Consider the following 24148-nt stretch of genomic DNA (forward strand, 5'->3'; position numbering starts at 1 on the left):
TCAGCCCCGTTTCTTGCGGCGCTTGCTCTGCTTCTCGTTCTTCTTGACGTGCTGCATCAGGCGCGCTTTCTTCTGCTTCTGGCGCTTGTTGAGCGTGTTCTTGCGGCCCTCGAAGGGGTTATCCGGCGCACGGAACTCAAAGCGGATGGGCGTAGCCTCGACCTTCAGAACCCGACGGTAGGTATTCTCCAGGTACCGCTGGTAATCCCTGGGCACGGCATCCGCCTGGGTCCCGTGGACCACGATCCGCGGCGGACAGGACCCACCCTGGTGGGCATAGCGCAGCTTGATGCGGTGGCCCCGCACAATGGGCGGCGGATGCTGGGTAACGGCATCCTGCAGAATGCGGGTCAGATGATTGGTGGACCACTTGGCCATGGCGGAGTCGTAGCCCGCATCGATGGAGTCGTAGAGATCCCCCACACCTGTGCCGTGCAGGGCCGAGATGAAGTGCATCCGGGCGTAGTCCAGAAAACCCAGCCGCCACTTCAGGTGCTCCTTCAGCCAGCGTCGGTCCTCGGGATCCATGCCATCCCACTTGTTGACCGCCACCACCACGGCACGACCGGCATCCAGGGCAAAGCCGATCAGGTGCATGTCCTGGTCCACGAGTCCTTCACGGGCATCGATCATCGCGATCACCACATGGGCTTGCTCGATGGACTGGAGTGTTTTCACCACCGAGAACTTCTCGACCTTCTCCTTGACCTGGCGCCGGCGGCGCACACCAGCGGTATCGATCAGGGTGTAGTCGCGATCCCGGCGGCTGAAGGGGACCCGGATGCTGTCCCGTGTGGTGCCGGGTTCGTCATAGACCACAACCCGATCCTCGCCGAGGATGCGATTGACCAGCGTGGACTTGCCCACGTTCGGCCGGCCGATGATCCCAACCTGGATGCGCCCGTCCTCTTCCGCCTCTTCGGCCTCCTCTTCCAGGGCTTCGGCATCGCCAAGCACATCGTCCAGGAGACGGCGGATGCCCCGGTTATGGGCGGCGGAAATCCGATGGAGGGGATCAAAGCCAAGGCCATGGAACTCGGCGGCGGCCTGATCCTCATCCTGGCCGTCGGTCTTGTTGACGACCAGGTGCGCCGCCACGCCCTGCCGGCGGAGCCGGTCGATGATGTACTCGTCACCGGGAGTGAGCCCGGCACGGCCATCGACCACCAGCAGGACCTCGTCGGCCTCCTCAATGGCCGCCTCGGCCTGGTCCGCCATGAGCTGGTCCACGCCCTCGTCGTCACCGGCAAGGCCACCGGTATCAATGGCGATGAAGCGGTGCCCATGGTGGCGGCCCTCGCCGTACTGGCGATCCCGGGTCAGGCCCGAGAAGTCGGCCACCAGCGCATCCCGACTGCGTGTAAGCTGGTTGAACAGCGTGGACTTGCCCACATTGGGGCGGCCGACAACGGCGATTACGGGCGTCATGGACTTCAGCGGTCACCTTCCCGTACGTGGTAGGAGGCCAGCCAGCCCCCGTTACCGAACACGATCACACGGTCACGGAAGCGGATGGGATCCGAACGCAGGCCTTCGTCGTCCACGAGAACACGGCTATCAATGGTGCCGTCGGTGGCATCAACCGCATAGAGATAGCCTTCGAAATCCCCGACTACGGCATGGTTGCCGAGCGCCACGGGTGCCGTCGGCTGACGCCAGGCCAGCTCACGGTGGCGCCAGAGTTCACTGCGGGAAGCACGTTCAAAACCCACCAGGGTCCCGTCGGCACCGGCAGCCACAACCTGCTCCTCCGTGACGGCGGGCGCCTCGAGACTGGACAGCTCACGGCTCCAGCGTTCCTCGCCGGAGCGCAGCTCAAGTGCCGTGACACTGCCCTGATAGGCGCTCACATAGACCGTATCGTCAACCACATGGGGCGAGGAATCCACGTCCACCAACCGCTCCAGCTCGGTTCTGCCTGCCGGCTGAGCCAGTCTCTGCTCCCATTGGACGGCGCCACTGTTCACATCCAGCGCCACCACCCGACCGTTGTCAAAGCCGGCGATGACACGGCTGCCATCGATCCAGGGCGTGGCATTGCCGCGGAAGCTGAGCACCGGCATGTTGCTGTCGTACTGCCAGCGCCGGTTGCCATTCGACTGGCTGAACGCCAGAAGCTCGCCGTCGATGGTCTGCACGACCACATAGCGCCCGTTACTCTGCGGCGGCACCAGGGCTTCGTTGGGCAGCGAGGTGCGCCACTGCTCCTTCCCTTCATGGGAGAGAGCGATCAGCTCACCATTGCGGGTCACGACATAGAGATGATCCGCGTCCACGCCCACACCGCCAAGAAGGCGCTCATCCAGCTTTTCCCACCAGTCACGACGGCCGTTGCGGGCGTTATAGGCCGTTATGTAGCCGTTCTGGGTGGCGGCATAGACCGTTTCCTCGTGAATCCCGGGGGACAGGAAAAGGTACTGGCCGTCCATTCCCTCCCCGACACGCCGGCTCCAGATCTCGCGGATCTCAGCGTCGCCACTGACCCCGGGGACGGGAGCTGGCTGTTCCCGGGGTTCGGAACTGCTGCACCCGGCAAGCACCGCGCCGGCCAGAATGCAGGTCGTCAGGCAGCGCCACGCTGCGGAAGGTGCCCGCATCAACCCTCCTCCATTACGGCAAGGTCACTGAGCTTGATTTCAAGCAGGCGATCATTCACATCCTCACCATGCGACTCGCGCGCTGCCTGATAGGCCTCACGCGCCGCGTCCTCATTCCCCGCAGCATGGTGAGCATCGCCTCTGAGTTCATGGAACAGGGGAGCGAATTCCCCGGCATCCTCAAGGCCTTCCAGTGTCGCGATCGCGCCCTCAGCCTCGCCGCTGGCCAGCTGAGCCCTGGCCAGGCGCAGACGGATCACCCGCGGCAGCGGTTGACCCCCTGCCTGCTCCAGCGCCCATTCCAGTTCCTCAACAGCGTCCTCCGCGCGGGATTCCTCCATATAGACGCTGGCCGCAACCATGGCAGAGAACACCGTATAGGGGCTGTCCGGCTGGCTGTCCTTAAGATTGTCCAGAGCGTACTCCATGGTGGAAAGCCGCTCCTCAGTCTCCTTATCCGACTGCAGTGTGCTGATCACGCTGTCAAAACCCTGGCGGGCCTCCGCGCGGGCCGAGGCTTCACGCGCCTCCCAGTACTGCCAGCCGGCTATCCCCAGAACCACGATGGCAATGCCCATCAGCACGCTGGAACCGTTCTGCTTCCACCAGCGCTTGAACGCTTCCCACTGTTCGTCTTCTTCGGCCACTTTCTTATTCTCCCTGTTCGTTCGCTTTGTCACCGAGGTGGGCCTGACAGGCGGCTACCAGCTCGGACTGCGCAATCCGCTGCTGCTCGGTGTTTGCCAGGTTCTTCACGCTGACCTCACCGGCCGCGGCTTCATCCGCACCCAGGATCACGGCCAGCTGTGCACCGGAGGCGTCGGCTTTCTTCATACGGCTCTTGAAACCGCCACCACCGCAGTGGCTGACCACCCGGTGCGCCGGCAGTGCATCCCGCAGGCGCTCCGCAAGGCCGAATGCCTGGCCGGAGAGGCTGTCATCCATGCCCATGACATAGATATCCGCATTGGCGTTGACCCATTCCGGGATCAGCCCTTCGGTCTCGAGCAGCAGGATCAGCCGTTCCATTCCCATGGCAAACCCGATCGCGGGCGTCGAGCGCCCACCGAGCTGCTCCACCAGACCATCGTACCGGCCCCCGGCACAGACCGTGCCCTGGGCCCCCAGCGCGTCGGTGACCCACTCGAACACGGTTTTACCATAGTAGTCCAGCCCCCGGACCAGACCGGAATTCACGCTGTAGGCAAGGCCGGCTGCATCCAGACGCTCACACAGCACCCGGAAATGCTCCCGGCTTTCTTCCCCGATATAGTCGGCCAATACCGGGGCGTCCTCGAGGATGCGCTGGGTTTCAGCCACTTTCGAGTCGAGAATCCGTAACGGGTTTGTGGCGAGACGCCGCTGGCTGTCGTCGTCCAGCCGCTCACGATGGCCCTCAAGATAGGCGGTGAGCGCCTCGCGGTAGCGCTGCCGATCCTCAGCGGTGCCCAGGGAGTTGATCTCCAGGCGCACCTGATCCGCCAGGCCCAGTGCCCGCCAGATGCGGGCGGTCATCAGAAGCAGCTCGGCGTCAATATCCGGCCCTTCCATCCCGAAGGCTTCCACGCCGATCTGGTGGAACTGGCGGTAACGTCCCTTCTGGGGCCGCTCGTGGCGGAACATGGGGCCGGTGTACCAGAGGCGCTGCTGCTGGTTGAACAGCAGACCGTGCTGCTCCGCTGCCCGGACACAGCCGGCGGTCCCCTCTGGTCTCAGGGTCAGGCTGTCGCCATTGCGGTCCTCAAAGGTGTACATCTCCTTTTCGACGATGTCAGTGACCTCGCCGATGGACCGGCTGAACAGCTCGGTTTTCTCCACGATGGGCATTCGGATCTCGCGATACCCATAGGCGCTGAGCACATCACCCAGAGTGCGCTCCACATACTGCCAGACCGGTGACTGGTCCGGCAGTATGTCATTCATTCCACGAATTGCCTGTATTCTGGCCAAGGTTCTCCCCTGTTCGGTCGCGTGGTTGCCCGCCCGCGATCAGCCCTTGGCGATGATGGCGTCTTCTTCCGCCTTCTTGCGCGCCGCCCGCTCACGGATCTCGCGCTCCAGGTCATCCACCAGGGAGGCCTTGTCGATCTTGCGATCCTTGTCCCCGTCCTGATACATCAGGTGCTGGGGGGTACCGCCGGTGATGCCGATGTCCGCTTCCTTTGCCTCACCTGGCCCGTTCACGATGCAGCCAATCACGGCCACATCCATGGAGGTGTTCACATCCTCCAGACGGGATTCCAGCTCATTCATGGTGCCGATCACATCAAAGTTCTGGCGCGAGCAACTCGGGCAGGCGATGAAGTTGATCCCGCGCGTGCGCAGGCGCAGACTCTTGAGGATATCAAAGCCAACCTTGATCTCCTCTACCGGGTCCGCCGCCAGCGAGATGCGGATGGTATCACCGATCCCTTCCGCCAGCAGCATCCCCAGACCCACAGACGATTTCACAGCGCCGGAACGCAGGCCGCCAGCCTCGGTAATCCCCAGATGCAGGGGCTGCTCGATCTTATCCGCGATGAGTCGATAGGCCTGGACCGCCATGATCACATCGGAGGCCTTGAGGCTGACCTTGAAGTCCTTGAAATCATACCGGTCGAGGATCTCAATGTGGCGCATGGCGGATTCCACCATCGCCTCGGAGGTGGGCTCGCCGTACTTGCGCTGCAGATCCTTTTCCAGGGAGCCGGCGTTGACGCCGATACGGATCGGGATGCCGTGATCCTTGGCGGCGTTGATAACGGCCCTTACCCGCTCTTCCTTCCCGATGTTGCCGGGATTGATGCGCAGGCAGTCCACGCCCAGCTCCGCCACACGCAGCGCGATTTTGTAGTCGAAGTGGATGTCCGCCACCAGCGGCACATTCACGGCAGCGCGGATCGTAGCAAAGGCCTCAGCGGAATCCATGTCCGGAACCGATACCCGGACAATGTCGGCACCGGCTTCCTCCAGGCCCTGGATCTGCGCCACCGTGCCCTCAACGTCGAGGGTATCGGTATTGGTCATGCTCTGAACGGCTATGGGCGCATCGCCCCCCACGGGAACCGACCCCACATGGATCTGGCGGGATGGCCTGCGCTTGATGGGAGACTCTTCGTTCTTAAGCATCGTTCTGAACCTGCCATTCTCTGCGGCTGCCCCTGCGGGGTTCAGCCATTGGCTGTATCAAGTACAAACTGTGTACGCCCGGCATTGACGGGGTACTGTTCGAGTTCCACCGCTTCGCCCATAAAGCGCACCGAGGCTACCGCGTCAACGTTGCCGAGCAGCACTTCGAAGGGCACGGGACCCTCATATTCAACTGTCTCACCTTCCTGGGCAAGGGTGACCACAACCCGCTCTCCGTTGCCGTTGACCACCTCGACCCAGCAGGCACCATCAAACGTAATGGTCAGCGATGGCTGGCTGCCACCCGGCTGTTCGCCGGTAGCCGTCTGTGTTGCACCGTTGGACGCCGCGCCACCAGAGTCATCAACCTGGGCAACAGGCGTCGAGAATGCCGGTTCGGTATCCGCGCCAGCCTCGGAGCTCCCCGCGCCAGTGGTGTCGTCCTCATCCGTTGCGGTGGCAGGCTCAGGCTCGGGCTCGGAGTCGGCCTCTGCCCCCGCACCAGAACCTGGATCCGGCACTTCGAATTCCACTTCACCAGCCGCTTCCACCGCAGAATCCACCACCCAGGGTCCGTACTCGTAGACCACCCAGCCAAGGAGCAGCACTGCCACAACCGCGATGGTCATGCCCCCGATACGACGCCTGCGAATCTTCTTCTGACGTATGACTTCTGTCGGGCTGGGTTCCTTCTGCGCCTCCTGACTCTCACGGTACGGTTCGAGTTCCCGGTCCAGGCGGGCAATCAGATCATCCCCGTCCTGTTCCGTGAGACGCGCATAGGTCCGGACATACCCCTTGAGGAAAAGATCCGCGGGCATGGCCTCGTAATCACTTTCCTCAATGGCCTGGATGATCGATGGCCTCAGATGCAGCTGATCCGCGACATCCTGCCGATCCATTCCGTGGTGTTCGCGGGCGGTTCGCAGCTGTTCGCCCACGAGCCGGGTTGTCGGCCCGTTACTGTTCTCGGCGCTACCCTCTTCACTCATCGGTGACCATGGTCCTGTATTGCTGGTATTCCTCGGAATCCGGGAAGCGCTCACGCAACTGCTCCACCAGCCCGGACGCCTTTCGCTCCTCGCCTGCCTCTCTTGCCAGCCGGATCCCCGCCAGCAGGGACGCAGGCGTATGGGAGAGCTCCCGGGAGCGTTCGATGCGCATGGTCAGTCGACGGTAAAGGGGCCGGGCTTCCGCATAACGCCCGGCATCGATCAGGGCCGTCACCGCACCGATGTGGGCTGTCGTAGTGCCACGCCGAAGCTTCATGGCGCGCTTATAGGCGTCCGCCGCCTCATCATGGCGGTCAAGCTGGCTCGCGGTACGTGCCAGGTTCACAAAAACCCCGGCGCGACTGTCGTAATCGGTATCCTCGGATGCCTTCCGGAACTGTTCCAGAGCCTCCTCATACCGGCCACGGTTATAGAGGAAAACCCCGAAATGGGAACGGCCACGGGTATACTCCGGTTCCAGATCCAGTGCCCGCCGGAAGCGCTGCTCGGCCAGGTCGTATTCACCCTGCTTTTCATTGATCAACGCTTTGGCGGCGATGGCGGGGGCGCTTTCATCATTGATCTCAAGCGCACGATCCAGATGCTGGCGGGCCCGGTCATAGCGCTCATTCTGGATATAGGCCAACCCCAGACGCACGTAATCCTCCTCCGCCTGCTCAGGATTGCCTGAGGCGAAGGTTCCCTGCCGCTGCGAGACACAACCCGCCGCGACAATGCAAAGCATCAGAATCGCGGTGATCCGCATCGCGTCAGCCTTTGATCGCACTGGCATGGAGTCAGTCATCCTCCGAATCGTTTGCCTTCAGCCCACCTCCTGGTGAACCGGAATATAACGCTCACTGCGGCGGGTACGGTCCTCGAACTGGCCGACCAGCTGGCCGCAGGCGGCATCAATATCGTCGCCGCGTGTTGTACGCACCGTTGTAATATAGCCGGCCTGGTTCATTATGTCCTGAAACCGCTTCACCGCATTCCCGCTCGGGCGACGGTAATCGCTCTCGGGGAAGGGATTGAACGGGATCAGGTTGACCTTGCACGGCACGTCCACCAGCAGATCCGCAAGCTGCGATGCATGCTCCGGCTGGTCGTTGACGCCCTCAATCAGCGTGTACTCGATGGTTGCCCTGCGCCGATCCCCGAGTCCCGACAGGTACTGCTTCGTCGCCGAAAGCAGACGTTCAATCGGGTACTTGCGATTCAGCGGCACCAGTTCGTTCCGCAGCTCATCATTAGGGGCATGGAGCGAAATGGCAAGTGACACATCGGAAACCTCGCCCAGTTTCTCCAGCGCCGGAATCACCCCGGAAGTGCTGACGGTCACCCGGCGTTTGGAAATGCCGTACGCCCAGTCATCCATCATCAGGTCCATGGCATCGACAACGTTGTCGAAATTCAGCAGCGGCTCACCCATGCCCATCATGACCACATTGGTGATGGGCCGCTCCTTCGTGCGATCGAAGGGCATGAAGGTTCGCAGCGCCGCCCAGACCTGACCGATGATCTCCGCCGCGGAGAGATTGCGGTTGAAGCCACGCTTGCCGGTGGAACAGAAACTGCAGTCAAGGCTGCACCCGACCTGGGAGGAGACACACAGGGTGCCGCGCTCGCCATCGGGAATCAGCACCGTCTCGATGCTGTTGCCCTCGGCCATGCGCATGACCCACTTGCGTGTGCCGTCGCTCGAGGTTTCATCAAGAAGAACCTCCGGCCCCCGGATCTCGGCGATCTCCGCCAGTCGTGCACGGAGCGTCTTGCTGACGTTGGTCATGGCCTCGAAGTCATCCACCCCATAATGGTGAATCCACTTCATGACCTGCCCGGCACGGAACTTCTTCTCGCCGATATCGACGAAGAACTGCTCCATCTTGTGCCGCGGCAGGCCAAGAAGATTAACCTTCTCAGCTGAACTCTGGGTGCCGGTGTTGCTCATGCTTGGATACCTTCTCTGTCCGCGCTGGTCTTACAGGGTGCGCGGGCAGATCTCGCTGTCGTTGAAGAAATAGGCGATCTCGCGCTCGGCGGATTCCGGCGAATCAGAGCCGTGAACCGCGTTGGCGTCGATCGAATCGGCGTAATCCGCCCGGATGGTGCCTGCTTCCGCTTCCTTGGGGTTGGTCGCGCCCATCAGTTCACGGTTCCGGGCAATGGCGTTCTCGCCTTCCAGTACCTGGACAATAACCGGGCCGGAGGTCATGAAGCCCACCAGATCCGGAAAGAACGAGCGCTCACGGTGCTCGGCGTAGAAACCCTCCGCCTGCTCCTGGGTCATGTGGATCATGCGGGCTGCCACAACCTGCAGACCGGCTTTCTCGAAACGGCTCTCAATTTCGCCGATCAGGTTGCGGGATACCGCATCCGGCTTGATGATCGACAGGGTGCGCTCAATAGCCATGGGATGAAACTCCTGTTATCAGTAATCTGTGGAATCCGGGCGGAATTATACGCACCTCAGGCGTAAAGTCACACCGTCGCACGCCGCGCGGCACTGCGTTCGCGCAGCCTCTGCACCGCCTCTGTGATGCGTTCGGCGGCAGCGTCGATTTCAGCTTCCGTGCTGAAACGCCCCAGGGAGAAACGCAGCGACCCCTGAGCCTTTTCCGGCGGAAGGCCGATACCCTGAAGCACATAGGAAGGCTCAGTAGTGGCTGAAGCGCAGGCCGAACCAGAGGAGACAGCAATACCCCTCAGGGCCAGCAGCAGGGATTCGCCATCCACGCCCTCAAAGCCGATATTGATGATGCCGGGAACGCGCTCGGTTTCCGGACCATGCACCTGGACGCCCGCCAGCCCTTCGAGGCCCATAATGAAGCGCGCACGCAGCGCTTCAAACCTTTCCGCCTCGGCATCACCCTCCTCAAGCGCCAGGCTGAAAGCATGACCCATGGCCGCGATCTGATGGGTTGCCAGGGTTCCTGACCGCAGACCACGTTCATGACCGCCACCATGCATCTGAGCCTCGATGGTGACATCCGGTGACCGCCGCACGTAGAGCGCTCCAATACCCTTGGGCCCGTAGACCTTGTGCGCGGACAGGGCCATCAGGTCCACCGGCATACGGGTGACATCCAGACCCATCTTGCCTGACGCCTGGGCCGCGTCCACATGGAACAGGACACCCCGATCACGCAGCAGGCTCCCGATGGCCGCGATCGGGTTGATGCTGCCCAGCTCGTTATTCACCGCCATCAGCGACACAAGGATGGTGTCTTCCCTGAGCGCCGCTTCGACCTGCTCCGCTGCAATACAGCCGTACTCATCCGGCTCCAGCCAGGTGACCTCAAACCCCTTTTCCTCCAACCACTGGAAACAGTCCACCACCGCTTTGTGCTCAATGATGGACGTCACCACATGGCCGCCCCTGGCCTGATTGGCCAGCGCCGCGCCCTTGATGGCCAGGTTGTCGGATTCGGTGGCGCCCGAGGTCCAGACGATCTCCCGGCTGTCCGCACCGATAAGCCCAGCCACCCGGGCGCGCGCCTGCTCAACCGCTGCTTCGGCCTGCCAGCCCACGGCATGGGAACGGGAAGCCGGGTTGCCGAAGATGCCGTCCGGCGTCAGGTACTGCTGAAGGGTCTCCGCCACACGCGGGTCAACGGGCGTGGTGGCGGCATAGTCAAGATAGATGGTCTGTGTCATGGGATTGTTTCGCTGTTGGGAACCGTCCGCGCGGCAACCGCTCAGGCACTTGCGTGGCGGGTGTCGCCCGCAATAAGCGCGGTTTCGCGCTGGCGCTGATCCTGACGCTGAGCCACCGCCTGAACCTCCGGTTTATCCCGGAGTTCCGCCAGACTGATCCGGCTTAGAAAGCGATGGATCTCATCGCCGAGATCCGCCCAGAGGTGATGGGTCAGGCACATCTCGCCATTCTGGCAGTCGCCGGCACGATTACAACGGGTGGTGTCCAGCGACTCATTGACCGCGTCCACCACATCCGCCACGAATATCGCATCTTCCGCCTGCGTCAGCCGGTAACCACCTCCCGGCCCACGTACACTGGTGACCAGGTGGCTGCGGCGCAATCTCGCGAAAAGCTGCTCGAGATAGGACAGCGATATGCCCTGGCGCTGCGAGATGTCCGCAAGGGAAACCGGCCCACTCCCGGAATGGATGGCCAGATCAAGCATCGCGGTAACAGCGTAGCGCCCTTTGGTGGTCAGCTTCATGATCGGAATCCGGTTGCGCTGACAGATAGGCCTTGATTATCAATTAACCAAGTAAAACAGTCAAGTATTTGCCCCCGACTCACCCTCGTCAGCCGCCTTGTCCCGACCTTCAGCCGGCACGTCGCCACAGTCGAAGTCAAGCGGCAGCGGTGGCATTTCCGTGGAACCACGATAGCTGTCCATCTGTTGCAGCGCCCTGCACATGGATTCGATACGCTCGTCCACCACATGCATGTGGTCGAGCATGCTGCGAATAGAGCGGGCGATCGGATCCGGCATGTCCTCGCTGAGCCCGTAGGCATCGAAACCGATCTTCTCCTCCATAGCCTTGCGGCGCCCCTCCTCGGGCTCTTCCTTCTTGGTCACGATACGCCCGGGGATGCCCACCACTGTCGCCTCCTCGGGGACCTCCTTGGTGACCACAGCGTTTGAGCCCACCTTGGCGTGACGGCCGATGGTGAAGGGACCCAGAATCTTGGCACCAGCCCCCACGACCACGCCATCCCCCAGGGTCGGGTGGCGTTTACCGTGGTTCCAGCTGGTTCCCCCCAGGGTCACGCCCTGGTAAAGGGTGACATCATCACCAATGATCGTCGTCTCACCGATGACCACCCCCATCCCGTGATCAATAAAGAAGCGCCTGCCGATGGTAGCCCCGGGGTGGATCTCAACCCCGGTAAGCCAGCGGGCAAAGGTGGAGATGGTACGTGCCAGCCACTTGAAGCCCCACTGCCAGAGCCGATGATTCATCCGGTGGAAAAGCAGTGCATGCAGGCCGGGATAGTTGGTCAGCACCTCGAACGCATTACGGGCCGCGGGATCACGGTGAAAGACGCTCTGGATGTCCTCGCGCAGATGGTCAAACATGATTGCCCCTGTTCCGGGAACGGGCCAGCTTATCAACGCTGGTCAGGATTCCCCTGAGAATGTTCATTTCCATGCGGTCAGGATGAGCCCGCTGGAACAGCCGACGCATCCTGACCATCAATTGTCGCGGACGCTCCGGGTCGTGAAAACCGGTGGTCGTCAGCGTCTGCTCCAGGTGGGCCAGCAGGCGCTCCATGTCCGCAGCGGTGGCCGGCAGCTCATCCCAGCCGTCATCGACCGGGCTATGAGTGCTCTGCCATTGCGGCGCTGGAGACTCCGACACATCGAACAGGCTCTGCATACGCACCTCATAGAGCATCACCTGCACCGCCATGGCCAGATTCAGGGAACTGAAGTCCGGATTCGCAGGCACCTGCACATGGTAATGGCAGCGCCTGAGCTCCTCATTCGAAAGCCCATTATCCTCCCGGCCGAAAACCAGGGCCACAGGACCCTGCAGGCGCTGCTCCAGCACCCGGCTACCGCAGTCACGCGGATTGAGAATCGGCCAGGTCACGCTACGGGAGCGCGCACTGGCACCAATCACTTCCACACAGTCTGCAACGGCCTCCCCAAGGTCCGATACAACACGGGCGTTCGCCAGCACATCATCCGCCCCGGAGGCCCTGGCGCTGGCCTTTTCATCCGGGAAGGAAACCGGCGACACCAGGGCCAGCTCGGAGACACCCATGTTCTTCATGGCCCGGGCCACGGCACCTATGTTCCCCGGATGGGAAGGTTCAACCAGCACCACCCGGAGGCCTTCAAGGGAAGGATAGTCCGACATTCCGCTTTCCACCCGCCGGGCGGGCGCCTGTTACCAATGATGGGCGCATACTAGCATGCACGACAGAGCTGCGGCAGACGGCTCGCGGGTTTCCCTGACGCCAGACGCCGCCCGGCAATCGTCTTGGCCGGCGTTTTCTGGTATAGTTCGCCGCCCATCCGAATCGGACCCCATTGGTAACCTGATGCAGCCAGCAATCAAGATGGCCTTGCGCGCGGCAAGGCAGAACAGCGATTTCCTCAAGGACCAGCAGGCCCGCCTGGACGCCGACAGCAAGGCGCCGGAGGCGGTGGTGCGCACTGTGCATGCCATTGAGCACCGCATCCATGAACGCACCGAAGAACTGTTGCGCCGTTCCTACAAGGACCACTGGATTGCCCCCGCGGGCAATGTGGAGGCGGGCGACTGGGCCCAGAGCTGGCACGTTTTCCCCATCCTGGGGGAGCGCAATTTCGCGCGCGGGCTGCCGGAATTCGCAACAGCCCTGCTCCAGAAGATCAACGACCGGCCCGAGAACCTCGTGATCCTGTGCCCGCTTACCGGCGAGGAGTACGCGTTCAGCAGGGGCTACGGAGCAGTCCTCAACAGCCAGCGCATCCGGGCCCGCGCCACCCAGCAACTCGCACAGACCCTGATCAGCTGCAACCTGTTCAACCGCCGCAGCAGTGGCGAGGACAGTGGCGTCTGGCTGGACGTGGCGGGATCGCTGGTGCGCGAGGGCGCGGACCTGCACTACAACGGCTGCAGTGTTCTGGACATGGCAAGGGTTGCGGGTGGTTATCTGGACGCGGCCGTTCTGGCCACCGACCAGCGACACGAGCAGGTGATGGCCAGCCTCATCAGCCAGGAAGCCGGAGCTGTGGGCGGTGACCTCCGTGGCAACCCCCTCGGCCGCAAGGCCGGCGAGCTGGTGATTGCCAACAACCTGCTGTTCCGGGAAATCCTGCAGCAGGCCCAGCCCTACCGGCAGCGCATGACAGGCGCCTGAAAGGCGCCCGCATTCACTCCATGCGCTTGAGCCAGTCCGGCGGTTCCTCCTCTTCCGGCTGGCTCCCCTCCGCACCTTCCTTTTTCGGCACGTAGAGATCATCCCGGTTCACGTTCAGGGCCACCAGCATGTTCGCCGCCACATAGATGGACGAATAGGTACCCACCAGAACACCGATGAACAGGGCCAGCGCGAAGTTCCGGATCATTTCGCCGCCAAAGACCAGCAGTGACAGGAGCACCACCAGTGTGGTAGCGGACGTGACAATGGTCCTCAGCAGCACCTGATTGAGAGAGGTATTGATGATCTCTTCAGGGCCGCCCTTGAGGATGCGACGGAAATTCTCCCGGATACGGTCGGACACGATGATGGTGTCGTTGAGCGAGTAACCGATCACCGCCAGAAGGGCCGCCAGCACCGTCAGATCAAAGGTGAGCTGGAAGACCGAAAAGATCCCGAGCACAATCAGAACGTCGTGGACCAGCGGCACCACGGAAGCGAAACCAAACTTGAGCTGGAAGCGCATGGCGACATAGATCAGCACCACGAAGAACGCCAGAAGCAGCGCGATGCCGCCCTGCTCTCGCAGCTCTTCGCCCACCTGGCCGCCAACGTATTCGGAGCGCTCCAGGGTCAGCTCCGCACCCTGGCTGAGCGCGGACACCACCTGATCCCCCACGGAGTCGTCGAACTCGGCCGGAAGCCGGATGAGGACCGCAGTATCCGAGCCAAAGTTCTGCACCATGGCATTCTCAAAGCCCGCGGATTCCAACTGGCCGCGCACCTCCGGAAGAGCCGGCGCCTCGGCGTACTCTAGCTCAACCAGGCTGCCCCCGGTGAAGTCCAGGCCCAGCTCCAGCCCCTTGAGCCCGAGGCTGACAGCCGAGCCCAGAACGAGAATGATCGAGAGCGCGGCGGCGACCCGCCGGAAGCCCATGAAGTCGATAGTACGTTTACTGCTTTCACTCATTCGATCACCCTCAGATTGACAGTGCCTTGAGGTCACTGCGCCCGCCAATGGTGGCATTGACGATGGCGCGGCTGACCATGAGGGCCGTGAACATGGATGTCAGGATGCCGATCAGAAGGGTAACGGCAAAACCTTTCACCGGCCCGGTCCCCACGGCAAACAGAATGCCGGCGACCAGGAAGGTGGTGACGTTGGCATCAAAGATGGACACGAAAGCCCGGCTGAAGCCCGCGTTGATGGCGGACTGGACTGGCAGCCCTTCCCGCAGTTCCTCCTTGATGCGCTCGAAGATCAGCACGTTGGCGTCCACCGCCATGCCGACCGTCAGCACAATGCCCGCGATACCCGGCAGCGTGAGCGTTGCCCCGAGCACTGACATGGCGCCCACGAGCAGCGTCAGGTTCACCATCAGCGCGACATTCGCAAGCAACCCGAAGGCCTTGTAGATCACCAGCATCGTCAGCGCGACCAGGACGAAACCGAGGATCACGGAGTTGATGCCCGACTCGATGTTCTGCTGGCCCAGGCTCGGGCCGATGGTGCGCTCTTCGACGAAGTAGATGGGCGCTGCCAGCGCACCCGCGCGCAGCAGCAACGCCAGCTCCGAGGCTTCCGCCACATTCTCCAGGCCAGTCACCCGGAAGTTGCTGCCCAGAGTGCTGCGGATGGTCGCCAGACTGATGATGCTGCGCTCGGTCTCACGTACGCGCTCGGTGACCGTCTTACCATCCACCTGACGCTCAACCTCCTCACTGCTGTGCTCAATGAAGAGCACGCCCAGCTGGCGCCCCACGGCATCCCGGGTTACATCCTGCATCATGCTGCCGCCGGGCCCGTCCAGGGTGATGTTGACCTGGGGCTGACCGTTCTCGTCGAACGACTGGTTAGCATCCGCCACATTGTCACCGGTGATGATGACATCACGCTCAAGCTCCGCCGTGCGGTTAGGATTGTTGCGGAACGGGAAGGTTTCCGTTCGTGCGGAGGAGGCGTCCGAGCGTGCTTCAAGCCGGAATTCCAGATTGGCAGTGGAGCCCAGAACCCGCTTGGCTTCAGCAGTGTCCTGCACACCCGGAAGCTGCACCACGATCCGGTCACTGCCCTGCTGCTGGATCAGCGGCTCGGCCACGCCCAGCTCGTTCACCCGGTTGCGCAGCGTGGTCAGGTTCTGGTTGAGGGCGTAGTCCCGGATCTCCGATGCCGACTGCTGGTTGAGCGTCAACTCCAGGATATAATCCTCACCGTCGGAGCGGGTATTGCTGCGGAACTGATCGTATTCCGAGCTCACCAGCGAGGCGGCGTCATCCCGCGCGGATTCGCTGGGGAAGACAAATTCCAGCTGCCCCTCTTCGGCATCACCACCGCGGTAGCGGATCCGTTCCTCGCGCAGCTGGCGCTTGATCTCGCTGGCGTAGACATCCAGCCGACGTTCCACTGCCGCCTCCATGTCCACCTGCATCAGGAAGTGGACACCGCCGCGCAGATCCAGCCCCAGATTCATCGGCGTCGCGCCGATGGATCGCAGCCAGTCCGGCGTGGTTGCCGCCAGGCTCAGCGCAGCGACGTATTCGGAACCGAGCGCCTCCTGGAGCTCGGAGCGGGCGCGCAGCTGCGCATCACTGGAATCAAAACGCAGCATGACCGCGCCGTCATCCACCGAGGGATCCCGGTAGTCGATGTCTGCCTCGTCCAGGACTTCCTGAGCCCTGTCCAGCAGCGTTTCGTCAACGCTGACGGAGGCACTTGAGCCACTGATCTGGACAGCGTAATCGTCCGGAAACAGGTTCGGAAGCGCGTAAATGATACCGAGAAGAACCACGGCCGATACCAGCAGGTTCTTCCAGAGAGGATACTTGTTAAGCATCGGTGATCCTTGTGCGGAACCGGAAGATCAGATGTCCTTGAGCGTGCCCTTGGGCAGAGCCTGGGTCACAGACTGGCGCTGGACCTTCACCTCAACACCGTCGGCAATCTCCACCACCATGTAGTCGTCGGTCAGGCGTGAGATCCGGCCTGCCAGACCACCACCGGTCACCACTTCATCACCTTTGTCGAGGCCTTCAACCAGAGCCTTGTGCTCCTTGGCACGCTTGGACTGGGGGCGCCAGATCAGGAAATAGAAGATCAGGATAAAGCCGCCGAAGAGGACGACCTGGGAAATCATACCCGGCCCGGCCTGGGGCGCGGCAACGGCGACCGCCGGCATAAGGGCCAGCAGAAGAACCATGAGCGAACGAACGCTGAACATCATCGGGCTACTCCGCGTAACTGATAGAACCTGTCAATGAAGGTCGCCAATGTACCTGCTTGGATAGCCTCACGCAATCCAGCCATAAGCGCCTGGTAGTAATGGAGGTTGTGGATGGAGGCGAGCTGGGCGCCCAGCATCTCCCCGCAGCGGTCCAGATGATGCAGATACCCCCGGGAGAAATGGCGGCATGTGTAGCAGTCGCACATCGGGTCCACCGGCCCGGTATCATACCGGTGACGGGCGTTGCGGATGCGCACCACGCCCTCATGGGTGAACAGGTGGCCGTTGCGTGCGTTGCGCGTGGGCATCACGCAGTCGAACATATCCACGCCACGGCTGACCGCCTCCACGATGTCTTCCGGGCGCCCAACCCCCATCAGGTAGCGCGGAGCACCGGCGGGCATGGCCGGCTCCAGTGCCTCCAGGATCCGGTGCATCTCCCCGCGCGGTTCACCCACGGACAGCCCACCTATGGCGTAGCCCTCGAACCCGATGTTTTTCAGTCCTTCCAGGGACTCCCGGCGCAGACTTTCATACATCCCACCCTGTACAATGCCGAACAGCGCTGAAGGACTGTCACCATGAGCCTCCCGGCTGCGCTCCGCCCACCGGAGCGACAGATTCATCGAGCGCCGGGCTTCTTCCTCCGTCGCCGGGTAAGGCGTACATTCGTCGAAAATCATGACGATATCCGAACCCAGCGCCCGCTGCACCTGCATCGACTTCTCAGGTGTCAGCTCCACCGGCGAGCCGTTGATCGGCGACTTGAAAGTCACGCCCGCTTCCGTGGTCTTGGTCATCTCCGAGAGGCTGAATACCTGGAAACCGCCGGAGTCCGTGAGCATCGGGCGCTCCCACCCGGCAAAATCATGCAGGTCGCCATGCGCCTGGATCACCTCGGTCCCCGGGCGCAGCATAAGGTGGAAGGTGTTGCCCAGAATGATCTGAGCACCGGTGGCCTCCAGGTCCCGCGGCAGCATGCCCTTGACCGTGCCGTAGGTACCCACGGGCATGAAGGCGGGCGTCTCAACGGTGCCACGCGGAAAGGTCAGCCTGCCGCGCCGCGCCGTGCCGTCACTGGCCAGATGTTCGAACTCCATGAAAGAGTTGCCCTTCATTCGGAAACCTCCGGTGCAACCGCCTCGGAATGCGGGAAAACCAGCATGGCATCGCCGTAGCTGAAGAAGCGGTAACGTTCGCCAATCGCCGCCTGATAGGCATCCAGCACGTTGTCACGCCCGGCAAAGGCACTGACCAGCATGATCAGGGTCGACTCCGGCAGGTGGAAGTTGGTGACCATGGCGTCGACGCTGCGGAAACGGTAACCCGGGTAGATGAAGATCCGCGTCTCGCCGGCGAACGGGGCGAGATGGCCCTCCCCCGAGGCGGACTCCAGGGCCCGGACCGCCGTGGTGCCCACGGCAACCACACGCCCACCCCGTTGCCGGGTGCGCGTCACCGCATCCACAGCCTCCTGCCCCACGGACAGCCACTCCTGGTGCATGTGGTGCTCACGGATGTCCTCGCTGCGCACCGGCTGGAAAGTGCCCGCGCCCACATGGAGCGTCACGAAGGTGCGTTCGATGCCCCTGGCCGCGAGCTCATCCATGATGGCATCGGTGAAATGCAGGCCGGCTGTGGGGGCCGCCACGGCCCCGGGCTTTTCGCCGAAGACGGTCTGATAGCGCTCCTCATCCGTCATCTCGTCCGGCCGGTCGATGTAGGGCGGCAGCGGCATATGCCCTACGGCTTCCAGCACCGTCATCACATCCGCATCCGGGAAATGCACCCGGAAAAGCCCCTCCGGCGTGTGCTCGTCCACCACGACCCGGTGCCCGCCATCCAGGGTTATCTCACCCCCGGGGGATGGTGTTCGCGATACCTTCAGGTGAACCAGAGCCCGGTCCGAATCCAGCACCCGTTCCACCAGCATCTCCACTTTTCCGCCAGAGGCCTTCTGCCCGTAGACCCGCGCCGGAATCACGCGGGTATCGTTGAACACCAGCAGGTCGCCGGGCTCCAGAAGATCCGGCAGTTCCCGGAAGCCGTGATGGGAGACCGCCCCATCCGTTCCATCCAGACGCAGCAGCCGGCTGGCCTCACGCTCGGCAAGCGGGTAGCGGGCAATGAGTTCATCAGGCAGTTCAAAGTGGAAATCGGAGCGTTTCATCGCGCGGAGGGTCCAAGCGGTTAGTTCTGGGCGCGAATGGTACCGGAGCCATGGTCGGTGGGGAAGCTCAGGCTTTCAGCTGGGCAACAGGATCTACTCGGTGCAGGTTCCTGACCCCCGGCACCCTGGGCCCTCTGGGGCTGGATCCCCCGAGGCTAGGCGCGCCGAAGATCGGTCAGGACATGTTCCAGCCGGGGCTGATCCAGCCCGGTCACTGCCTCCAGCTCCTTCTGGAGCAGTGTCCCGCACCCGGCCTGGCGGAGCGTTTCATGGGTGCCCAGAACCATCCCCCGGGACAGGGTTGAGGCCTGCAGGCCCAGCGGCGAGTCATGCAGCTCCCTGAGCTCGTCGCGATAGGAGGCGGGCAACTCCCAGGCCGACACCAGACGCTCCAGCATGGCGCCCCTTTGCTCCTCAAGCACGCTGACAAGAAGTCCCGCGCTGACGGCGTGATCACCGGACTGGGCTCCCGCGATGGATTCCAGTTCCCGGTACAGTGTCAGATAGGCAAGCCCCGGGATAAGGCCGAGCATGAACAGATCCGGACCACCCCCGGGCTTCTGATGCGCGAGGCGATCACAGGCATTGGCGCAGAGCAGGCCCCACTGCCAGACATTACGCGCAAAGCCGGCTTCAGCCCGGGAGGCTGCCTGCATGACCGGGCGCATGACCGCCTCTGAAATCGCCCGCCGCACCCCCTCGAACCCTACAAGAAGAACCGCCTGTTCGACCGATTCAATGGGTCGCTGGCCACTGTTGGTGGCGGTGAGGTTCACCACACGCAGCAGTTCATCGGTCAGTGCCGGCTCATCCTCAATGATGGTGGCAATATCCCGGTGGGTCTGGCGTTCATCGCCAAGTGCGCGGATCAGTTTCGGCAGGACCCGGGGCTGGCGGGGAATCCGCGACAGCCTCCGCTCACGGACCCGGAGCCTCAGCTCCGACAGCATGGCCTGTTCCGGAACCGTGGGTCCGGAATCCGGGGTTGTGGAACGCCCTACCAGCCACGCATGCAACCGAGCCACTTCCCCGGCGGTATCCGCCTCAGTAGCCTGTATTTCATCATTACCTTCCCGACGACTGGTATCTCCCCGGGCTTTTCCCTTACTGCCATTGCCCGAAAGGAACGACAGCAGTGACTGAATCAACCGCTCCATGAACCACCCCTGTCCATACTGGTGGGCTTCCTATCACGGCAGTGTACCAGCTGTGGCACGACACTGCTTATAAGCATCCAGACCAGACCGGCGGATCCCGCGCAGCACAGCTCAGATGCTAGGATACGCAGCCAGCGCTACTGACCGACAACGGAGACCGACTCTTGAACCGACTCCGCCGCTTCCGCCTCTTCATTGTGTCCGCCACGGCCATCATCGCGCTGCTGGCGTTTGCGACCCTGCAGCAGGAGCTGGCCCGGAGCGTGTTCTCGGGGCTCCAGGACTGGTTCTCCCATAACACGGGCTGGCTGCTGATCCTGATCATGAATGCCGCGCTGCTGTTCGCGGTCTACCTGATCTTCAGCCCCCTGGCGCACATCCGTCTTGGCGGTAAAGACGCCAGGCCGGAGTTCAGCCGACTGGACTGGTTCGGGATGCTCTTTGCCGCCGGCATGGGCATCGGGCTGCTGTTCTACAGTGTCTCGGAGCCACTCCAGCACTACGATACATTCGGCCCTTTTGTTGGAAACAACGCGGACACCGCTCAACTGGCCATGGAAACCACCTTCCTGCACTGGGGGCTGCATCCCTGGGCCATCTATGCGCTGGTCGGCCTGACACTGGGTTACTTCCACTTCAACGCCAATCACCCATTGTGCTTCGAAGCGCCACTCAAGGAACTGGTCAGCCGCAAGCGCGCCCGGCGAATCGGGGGGTTCGCCAACTTCGCCGCAGTGATCGGTACCGTGTTCGGCGTCTGCACCTCGCTGGGGCTCGGCACCAGCCAGGCGGCCGCGGGTATCGCCCAGCTCACCGGCCATGAGTCCGGGCTCTGGCTGCAGATGCTACTCATTGGCGTGGTGTGTGCTGTCGCGCTCGTCTCGGTACTCACCGGCCTCAGCAGTGGCGTGCGGCGACTGAGCAAAATCAACCTGCTTCTGGCCGGGGGCCTGATGCTGTTTGTCCTGGTTACCGGCGAGACTGTGTTCGTCCTCAAGGCGCTCGGGCAGCACATTGGCGGTTACTTCAACGATCTGCTGACACTGTCGACCTGGAATGAGACCTACCAGGGCACGGACTGGCAGTCTTCCTGGACAGTGTTCTACTGGAGCTGGTGGATCTCCTGGTCGCCCTTCGTCGGCATGTTCATCGCGCGTGTCTCACGGGGCCGGACGATCAGGGAGTATCTGCTGGGTGTACTGCTGGTTCCGTCATTCTTCAACTTCATCTGGATGACGGTGTTCGGCGCCAATGCCCTGCACCTGGAACTGTTCCAGAACGCGGATTTTGTGCAGACAGTAATGGAGGCACCCAACTCCAGCCTGTACAACTTCCTGGAGTTTCTGCCGCTGAGTACCGCCACCATCGGCATCGCGATCCTCGTGGTTCTGGTTTTCTTTGTGACCTCAGCGGATTCCGGATCGCTGGTGGTGGCCACGCTGACCTCGAACGGCCGCGACCCCAGCTGGCAGCAGCGCCTGTTCTGGATGACGGCCATCGGGCTGGTTACGGCGGTGCTGCTCCGGGCCGGCGGACTGAATGCCCTGCAGTCGGCCACTATCGCCAGTGGCCTGCCGTTTGGACTTCTGCTGCTGGCGTTCATTCCGGCCCTGCTGATCGCCCTGCGCCGGCCCTACGAGCACCAGCGGGTGCATGTGCGGATTCCCCGGGAACCTTCCCGGGAGGACCGCGCATAAGCCGGCGTTCACTGGGATTCTGAGAGCCGGACAATCCTCAGCCTGAGCGCATTGGCGATCACACTGACCGACGACAGGGACATGGCCGCTGCCGCAAAGATGGGGGACAGCAGAATCCCGGCGAACGGATAGAGCACACCGGCTGCGATCGGTACACCAGCCGAGTTGTAGACAAACGCAAAAAAAAGGTTCTGCCGGATATTGCGCATGGTCGCGCGCGACAGCCGCCGCGCTTCGACAATGCCCATGAGATCACCACGCAGCAGCGTAACCCCGGCACTCTCGATGGCCACATCCGTGCCGGAATCCATGGCCACACCCACATCGGCGGTCGCCAGTGCCGGTGCGTCGTTAACACCATCGCCGGCCATAACCACAACCCGTCCTTCATCCTGCAGGCGTTTCACCACCCGACCCTTGTCCTCTGGCAGCACTTCGGCTTCCACTTCGTCGATATTCAGACGCCTCGCCACCGCCTCGGCCGAGGTCCGGTTATCACCAGTGAGCATCACGACCCGGATACCGTCGCTCTGCAACGCCTGGATGGCGGCTTCCGTCGTTTCCTTCACGGGATCCGAAATGGCCACCAGCCCCCGGACGCGTCCATCAACGGCCGCAAAGATAACCGTTGCACCATCCCGCCGGAGCTGGTCCGCCTCGTCCTCGAACGCGTCCAGTGAGACTCCTTCGGCTTCCATCAGCAACCGATTGCCAAGCAGGACCCGTTGCCCTTCAACCAGGCCGGTCACCCCCTTGCCGTTGGGCGAATCAAACGCCGACACTTCCGGGAGATCCAACTCCATGGATTGCGCCTTCTCAAGTATGGCGCGGGCCAGGGGGTGCTCACTGCCCTTCTCCAGAGCGGCCGCAAACCGCATCAGGGTTTCCTCGGTATCGCCTTCAGCCGGAACCAGCCCGGTAACCTGGGGTCTGCCTTCCGTCAGGGTGCCGGTCTTGTCCACTACGGCCGTATCCACCTTCTCCAGGCGCTCCAGGGATTCCGCATCCCGGATCAGGACCCCGCTCTGGGCGCCCCGGCCGACGCCGACCATGATGGACATGGGCGTCGCCAGCCCCAGGGCACAGGGGCAGGCGATGATCAGAACGCTCACCCCGGCCAGAAGGCCGAACGCCATGGGCGGCTCCGGTCCCACCAGCGACCAGACCACGAAGGCCGCCACCGCAATGGCGATAACGGCCGGCACGAACCAGGCCGCCACCCGATCCGCCAGCCCCTGGATGGGCGCTCGACTGCGCTGGGCACTCGCCACCATCTGGACCACTTGGGACAGCATGGTGTCCTGCCCTACGCGGTCGGCACGCATGACGAAACTGCCCTGCTCGTTGATGCTGCCACCAATCACCGAGTCACCCTGGCCCTTGCTGACAGCAAGGGGCTCGCCGGTAACCATGGACTCATCCACACTGGAGCCGCCCTCCAGCACTTCACCGTCCAGAGGCACCTTATCGCCCGGTTTGACCCGGAGCCGTTCGCCCACCTGCACCTGATCCAGCGACACCTCGGATTCGTTCCCTTCATCGTCCAGCCGGCGTGCCGTTGCCGGTGCCAGCTCCAGCAATGCCTTGATGGCACCGGAGGTCTTCTCCCGGGCGCGGAGTTCAAGCACCTGCCCCAGCAACACCAGCACGATGATGACAGCCGCAGCTTCAAAATAGACGGCGACCGAGCCCCCAGGCTGACGGAAGGCGTCCGGGAACACCGACGGCGCCAGCGTCGCGACAATGCTGTAGACCCAGGCGACGCCCGTACCGATGGCAATGAGCGTGAACATATTGAGGCTGCGATTGACCACCGATTTCCAGCCCCTCTGGAAAAACGGCAGCCCACACCAGAGTACTACGGGCGTGGCCAACACCAGCTGGACCCAGTTCGAGGTCTGGGGGGCAATCATTCCCTTGAGGCCGATCAGGTGACCACCCATTTCCAGCAGGAACACCGGAAGCGCCAGCACCGCACCGATCCAGAACCGGCGGGTCATGTCCGTGAGTTCTTCCGAGGGCCCCGTGTCCGCCGTCACCTGCTCCGGTTCCAGAGCCATGCCACAGATCGGGCAGTCACCCGGCCCTTCCTGGCGGATCTCAGGGTGCATCGGGCAGGTGTACATGGTTCCGGGCGGAACCGATTCAGCAGCCTTTTCCTCACCGGAAAGGTAGTGATCCGGGCTGGCTTCAAATTTCGACTGACAGCGCCCCGAACAGAAATACCAGGTCCGCCCCGCGTGCTGGCTGCGGTGTTCGGCCGTGTGCGGATCCACGGTCATCCCACAGACTGGATCCTTAACGCCTGCATCGTGCTCACACTCGTGGTCATGACCGGATTCGTGTGAAGTCATCTTCCCTCCCAGGATTCTTTCGATGG

At 62.7% G+C, this 24148-nt stretch carries 22 protein-coding genes; 2 read left to right on the forward strand and 20 right to left on the reverse strand.

Annotation, left to right across the window (positions count from 1 at the left end; translation table 11 throughout):
* The 13 genes from der to trmJ form a co-directional block, all read right to left on the reverse strand.
* On the reverse strand, positions 1-1428 hold the full coding sequence (gene der / locus F3089_RS09420; RefSeq protein WP_151440558.1) for a ribosome biogenesis GTPase Der: 1428 nt from the start codon (positions 1426-1428) through the stop codon (positions 1-3).
* Positions 1429-1433: 5 nt separating this feature from the next.
* The gene (bamB, locus tag F3089_RS09425) at positions 1434-2597 is read right to left on the reverse strand and encodes an outer membrane protein assembly factor BamB (protein ID WP_151440559.1); all 1164 of its coding nucleotides are present in this window, start codon (positions 2595-2597) and stop codon (positions 1434-1436) included.
* Positions 2597-3244: a YfgM family protein gene (locus F3089_RS09430; protein ID WP_151440560.1), complete on the reverse strand. Its 648-nt coding sequence runs from the start codon at positions 3242-3244 to the stop codon at positions 2597-2599. The genes bamB and F3089_RS09430 overlap by 1 nt, the downstream gene beginning before the upstream one ends.
* Before the next feature lie 4 nt (positions 3245-3248).
* Positions 3249-4520, reverse strand: coding sequence for a histidine--tRNA ligase (gene hisS / locus F3089_RS09435; protein WP_225741722.1), 1272 nt, complete (start codon positions 4518-4520; stop codon positions 3249-3251).
* 66 nt (positions 4521-4586) lie between these two features.
* Positions 4587-5705 (reverse strand): flavodoxin-dependent (E)-4-hydroxy-3-methylbut-2-enyl-diphosphate synthase, encoded by a 1119-nt coding sequence (gene ispG / locus F3089_RS09440; RefSeq protein ID WP_151440562.1) that lies wholly within the window; start codon positions 5703-5705, stop codon positions 4587-4589.
* Positions 5706-5746: 41 nt separating this feature from the next.
* The gene (locus F3089_RS09445; RefSeq protein ID WP_151440563.1) at positions 5747-6697 is read right to left on the reverse strand and encodes a RodZ domain-containing protein; all 951 of its coding nucleotides are present in this window, start codon (positions 6695-6697) and stop codon (positions 5747-5749) included.
* Complete coding sequence (gene pilW / locus F3089_RS09450) at positions 6690-7490, reverse strand: type IV pilus biogenesis/stability protein PilW (RefSeq protein WP_192497324.1); 801 nt, start codon at positions 7488-7490, stop codon at positions 6690-6692. Before pilW ends, F3089_RS09445 begins: the two co-directional genes overlap by 8 nt.
* 30 nt (positions 7491-7520) lie before the next feature.
* Positions 7521-8648: a dual-specificity RNA methyltransferase RlmN gene (gene rlmN, locus F3089_RS09455; protein WP_151440565.1), complete on the reverse strand. Its 1128-nt coding sequence runs from the start codon at positions 8646-8648 to the stop codon at positions 7521-7523.
* A gap of 30 nt (positions 8649-8678) precedes the next feature.
* Positions 8679-9110 (reverse strand): nucleoside-diphosphate kinase, encoded by a 432-nt coding sequence (ndk, locus tag F3089_RS09460; RefSeq protein ID WP_151440566.1) that lies wholly within the window; start codon positions 9108-9110, stop codon positions 8679-8681.
* A gap of 68 nt (positions 9111-9178) precedes the next feature.
* Complete coding sequence (locus F3089_RS09465) at positions 9179-10354, reverse strand: aminotransferase class V-fold PLP-dependent enzyme (protein ID WP_151440567.1); 1176 nt, start codon at positions 10352-10354, stop codon at positions 9179-9181.
* A 41-nt stretch (positions 10355-10395) separates the two neighbouring features.
* Positions 10396-10881: an Rrf2 family transcriptional regulator gene (locus tag F3089_RS09470; protein WP_151440568.1), complete on the reverse strand. Its 486-nt coding sequence runs from the start codon at positions 10879-10881 to the stop codon at positions 10396-10398.
* A 60-nt stretch (positions 10882-10941) separates the two neighbouring features.
* Complete coding sequence (gene cysE, locus F3089_RS09475) at positions 10942-11748, reverse strand: serine O-acetyltransferase (RefSeq protein WP_151440569.1); 807 nt, start codon at positions 11746-11748, stop codon at positions 10942-10944.
* Positions 11741-12535, reverse strand: a complete 795-nt coding sequence (trmJ, locus tag F3089_RS09480; protein WP_151440570.1) for a tRNA (cytosine(32)/uridine(32)-2'-O)-methyltransferase TrmJ — start codon at positions 12533-12535, stop codon at positions 11741-11743. The genes cysE and trmJ overlap by 8 nt, the downstream gene beginning before the upstream one ends.
* Positions 12536-12719: 184 nt before the next feature.
* Here trmJ and F3089_RS09485 point away from each other — a divergent pair, with 184 nt between their 5' ends.
* Positions 12720-13523, forward strand: a complete 804-nt coding sequence (locus tag F3089_RS09485; protein ID WP_192497325.1) for an inositol monophosphatase family protein — start codon at positions 12720-12722, stop codon at positions 13521-13523.
* Positions 13524-13536: 13 nt separating this feature from the next.
* Here F3089_RS09485 and secF read toward each other — a convergent pair whose 3' ends face one another.
* The 6 genes from secF to F3089_RS09515 all read right to left on the reverse strand — a co-directional run bounded on the left by secF (position 13537) and on the right by F3089_RS09515 (position 20071).
* Positions 13537-14493 carry a protein translocase subunit SecF gene (gene secF, locus F3089_RS09490; protein WP_151440572.1) on the reverse strand — a complete coding sequence of 319 codons (957 nt, stop codon included), beginning with the start codon at positions 14491-14493 and terminating at the stop codon, positions 13537-13539.
* A 10-nt stretch (positions 14494-14503) separates the two neighbouring features.
* On the reverse strand, positions 14504-16357 hold the full coding sequence (secD, locus tag F3089_RS09495; RefSeq protein ID WP_151440573.1) for a protein translocase subunit SecD: 1854 nt from the start codon (positions 16355-16357) through the stop codon (positions 14504-14506).
* Positions 16358-16384: 27 nt separating this feature from the next.
* Positions 16385-16741, reverse strand: coding sequence for a preprotein translocase subunit YajC (gene yajC, locus F3089_RS09500; RefSeq protein ID WP_151440635.1), 357 nt, complete (start codon positions 16739-16741; stop codon positions 16385-16387).
* Positions 16741-17844 (reverse strand): tRNA guanosine(34) transglycosylase Tgt, encoded by a 1104-nt coding sequence (gene tgt / locus F3089_RS09505; RefSeq protein ID WP_151440636.1) that lies wholly within the window; start codon positions 17842-17844, stop codon positions 16741-16743. The genes yajC and tgt overlap by 1 nt, the downstream gene beginning before the upstream one ends.
* Before the next feature lie 14 nt (positions 17845-17858).
* Positions 17859-18914 (reverse strand): tRNA preQ1(34) S-adenosylmethionine ribosyltransferase-isomerase QueA, encoded by a 1056-nt coding sequence (gene queA, locus F3089_RS09510; RefSeq protein ID WP_151440574.1) that lies wholly within the window; start codon positions 18912-18914, stop codon positions 17859-17861.
* A gap of 155 nt (positions 18915-19069) precedes the next feature.
* The gene (locus F3089_RS09515; protein ID WP_151440575.1) at positions 19070-20071 is read right to left on the reverse strand and encodes an HDOD domain-containing protein; all 1002 of its coding nucleotides are present in this window, start codon (positions 20069-20071) and stop codon (positions 19070-19072) included.
* Positions 20072-20235: 164 nt separating this feature from the next.
* Between F3089_RS09515 and F3089_RS09520 the strand changes: the two genes are divergently transcribed.
* A complete protein-coding gene (locus F3089_RS09520) occupies positions 20236-21768 on the forward strand; it encodes a BCCT family transporter (protein WP_192497326.1) in 1533 nt (510 codons plus the stop codon).
* Between the two features lie 8 nt (positions 21769-21776).
* On the opposite strand, the gene F3089_RS09525 is transcribed toward F3089_RS09520, so the two are convergent.
* Positions 21777-24122: a heavy metal translocating P-type ATPase gene (locus tag F3089_RS09525; RefSeq protein ID WP_151440577.1), complete on the reverse strand. Its 2346-nt coding sequence runs from the start codon at positions 24120-24122 to the stop codon at positions 21777-21779.
* Positions 24123-24148 lie beyond the last annotated feature (26 nt).

This window comes from Halospina sp. K52047b (assembly GCF_008709855.1).
GTDB classification, from domain to species: Bacteria; Pseudomonadota; Gammaproteobacteria; order Pseudomonadales; family Oleiphilaceae; genus Halospina; species Halospina utahensis_B.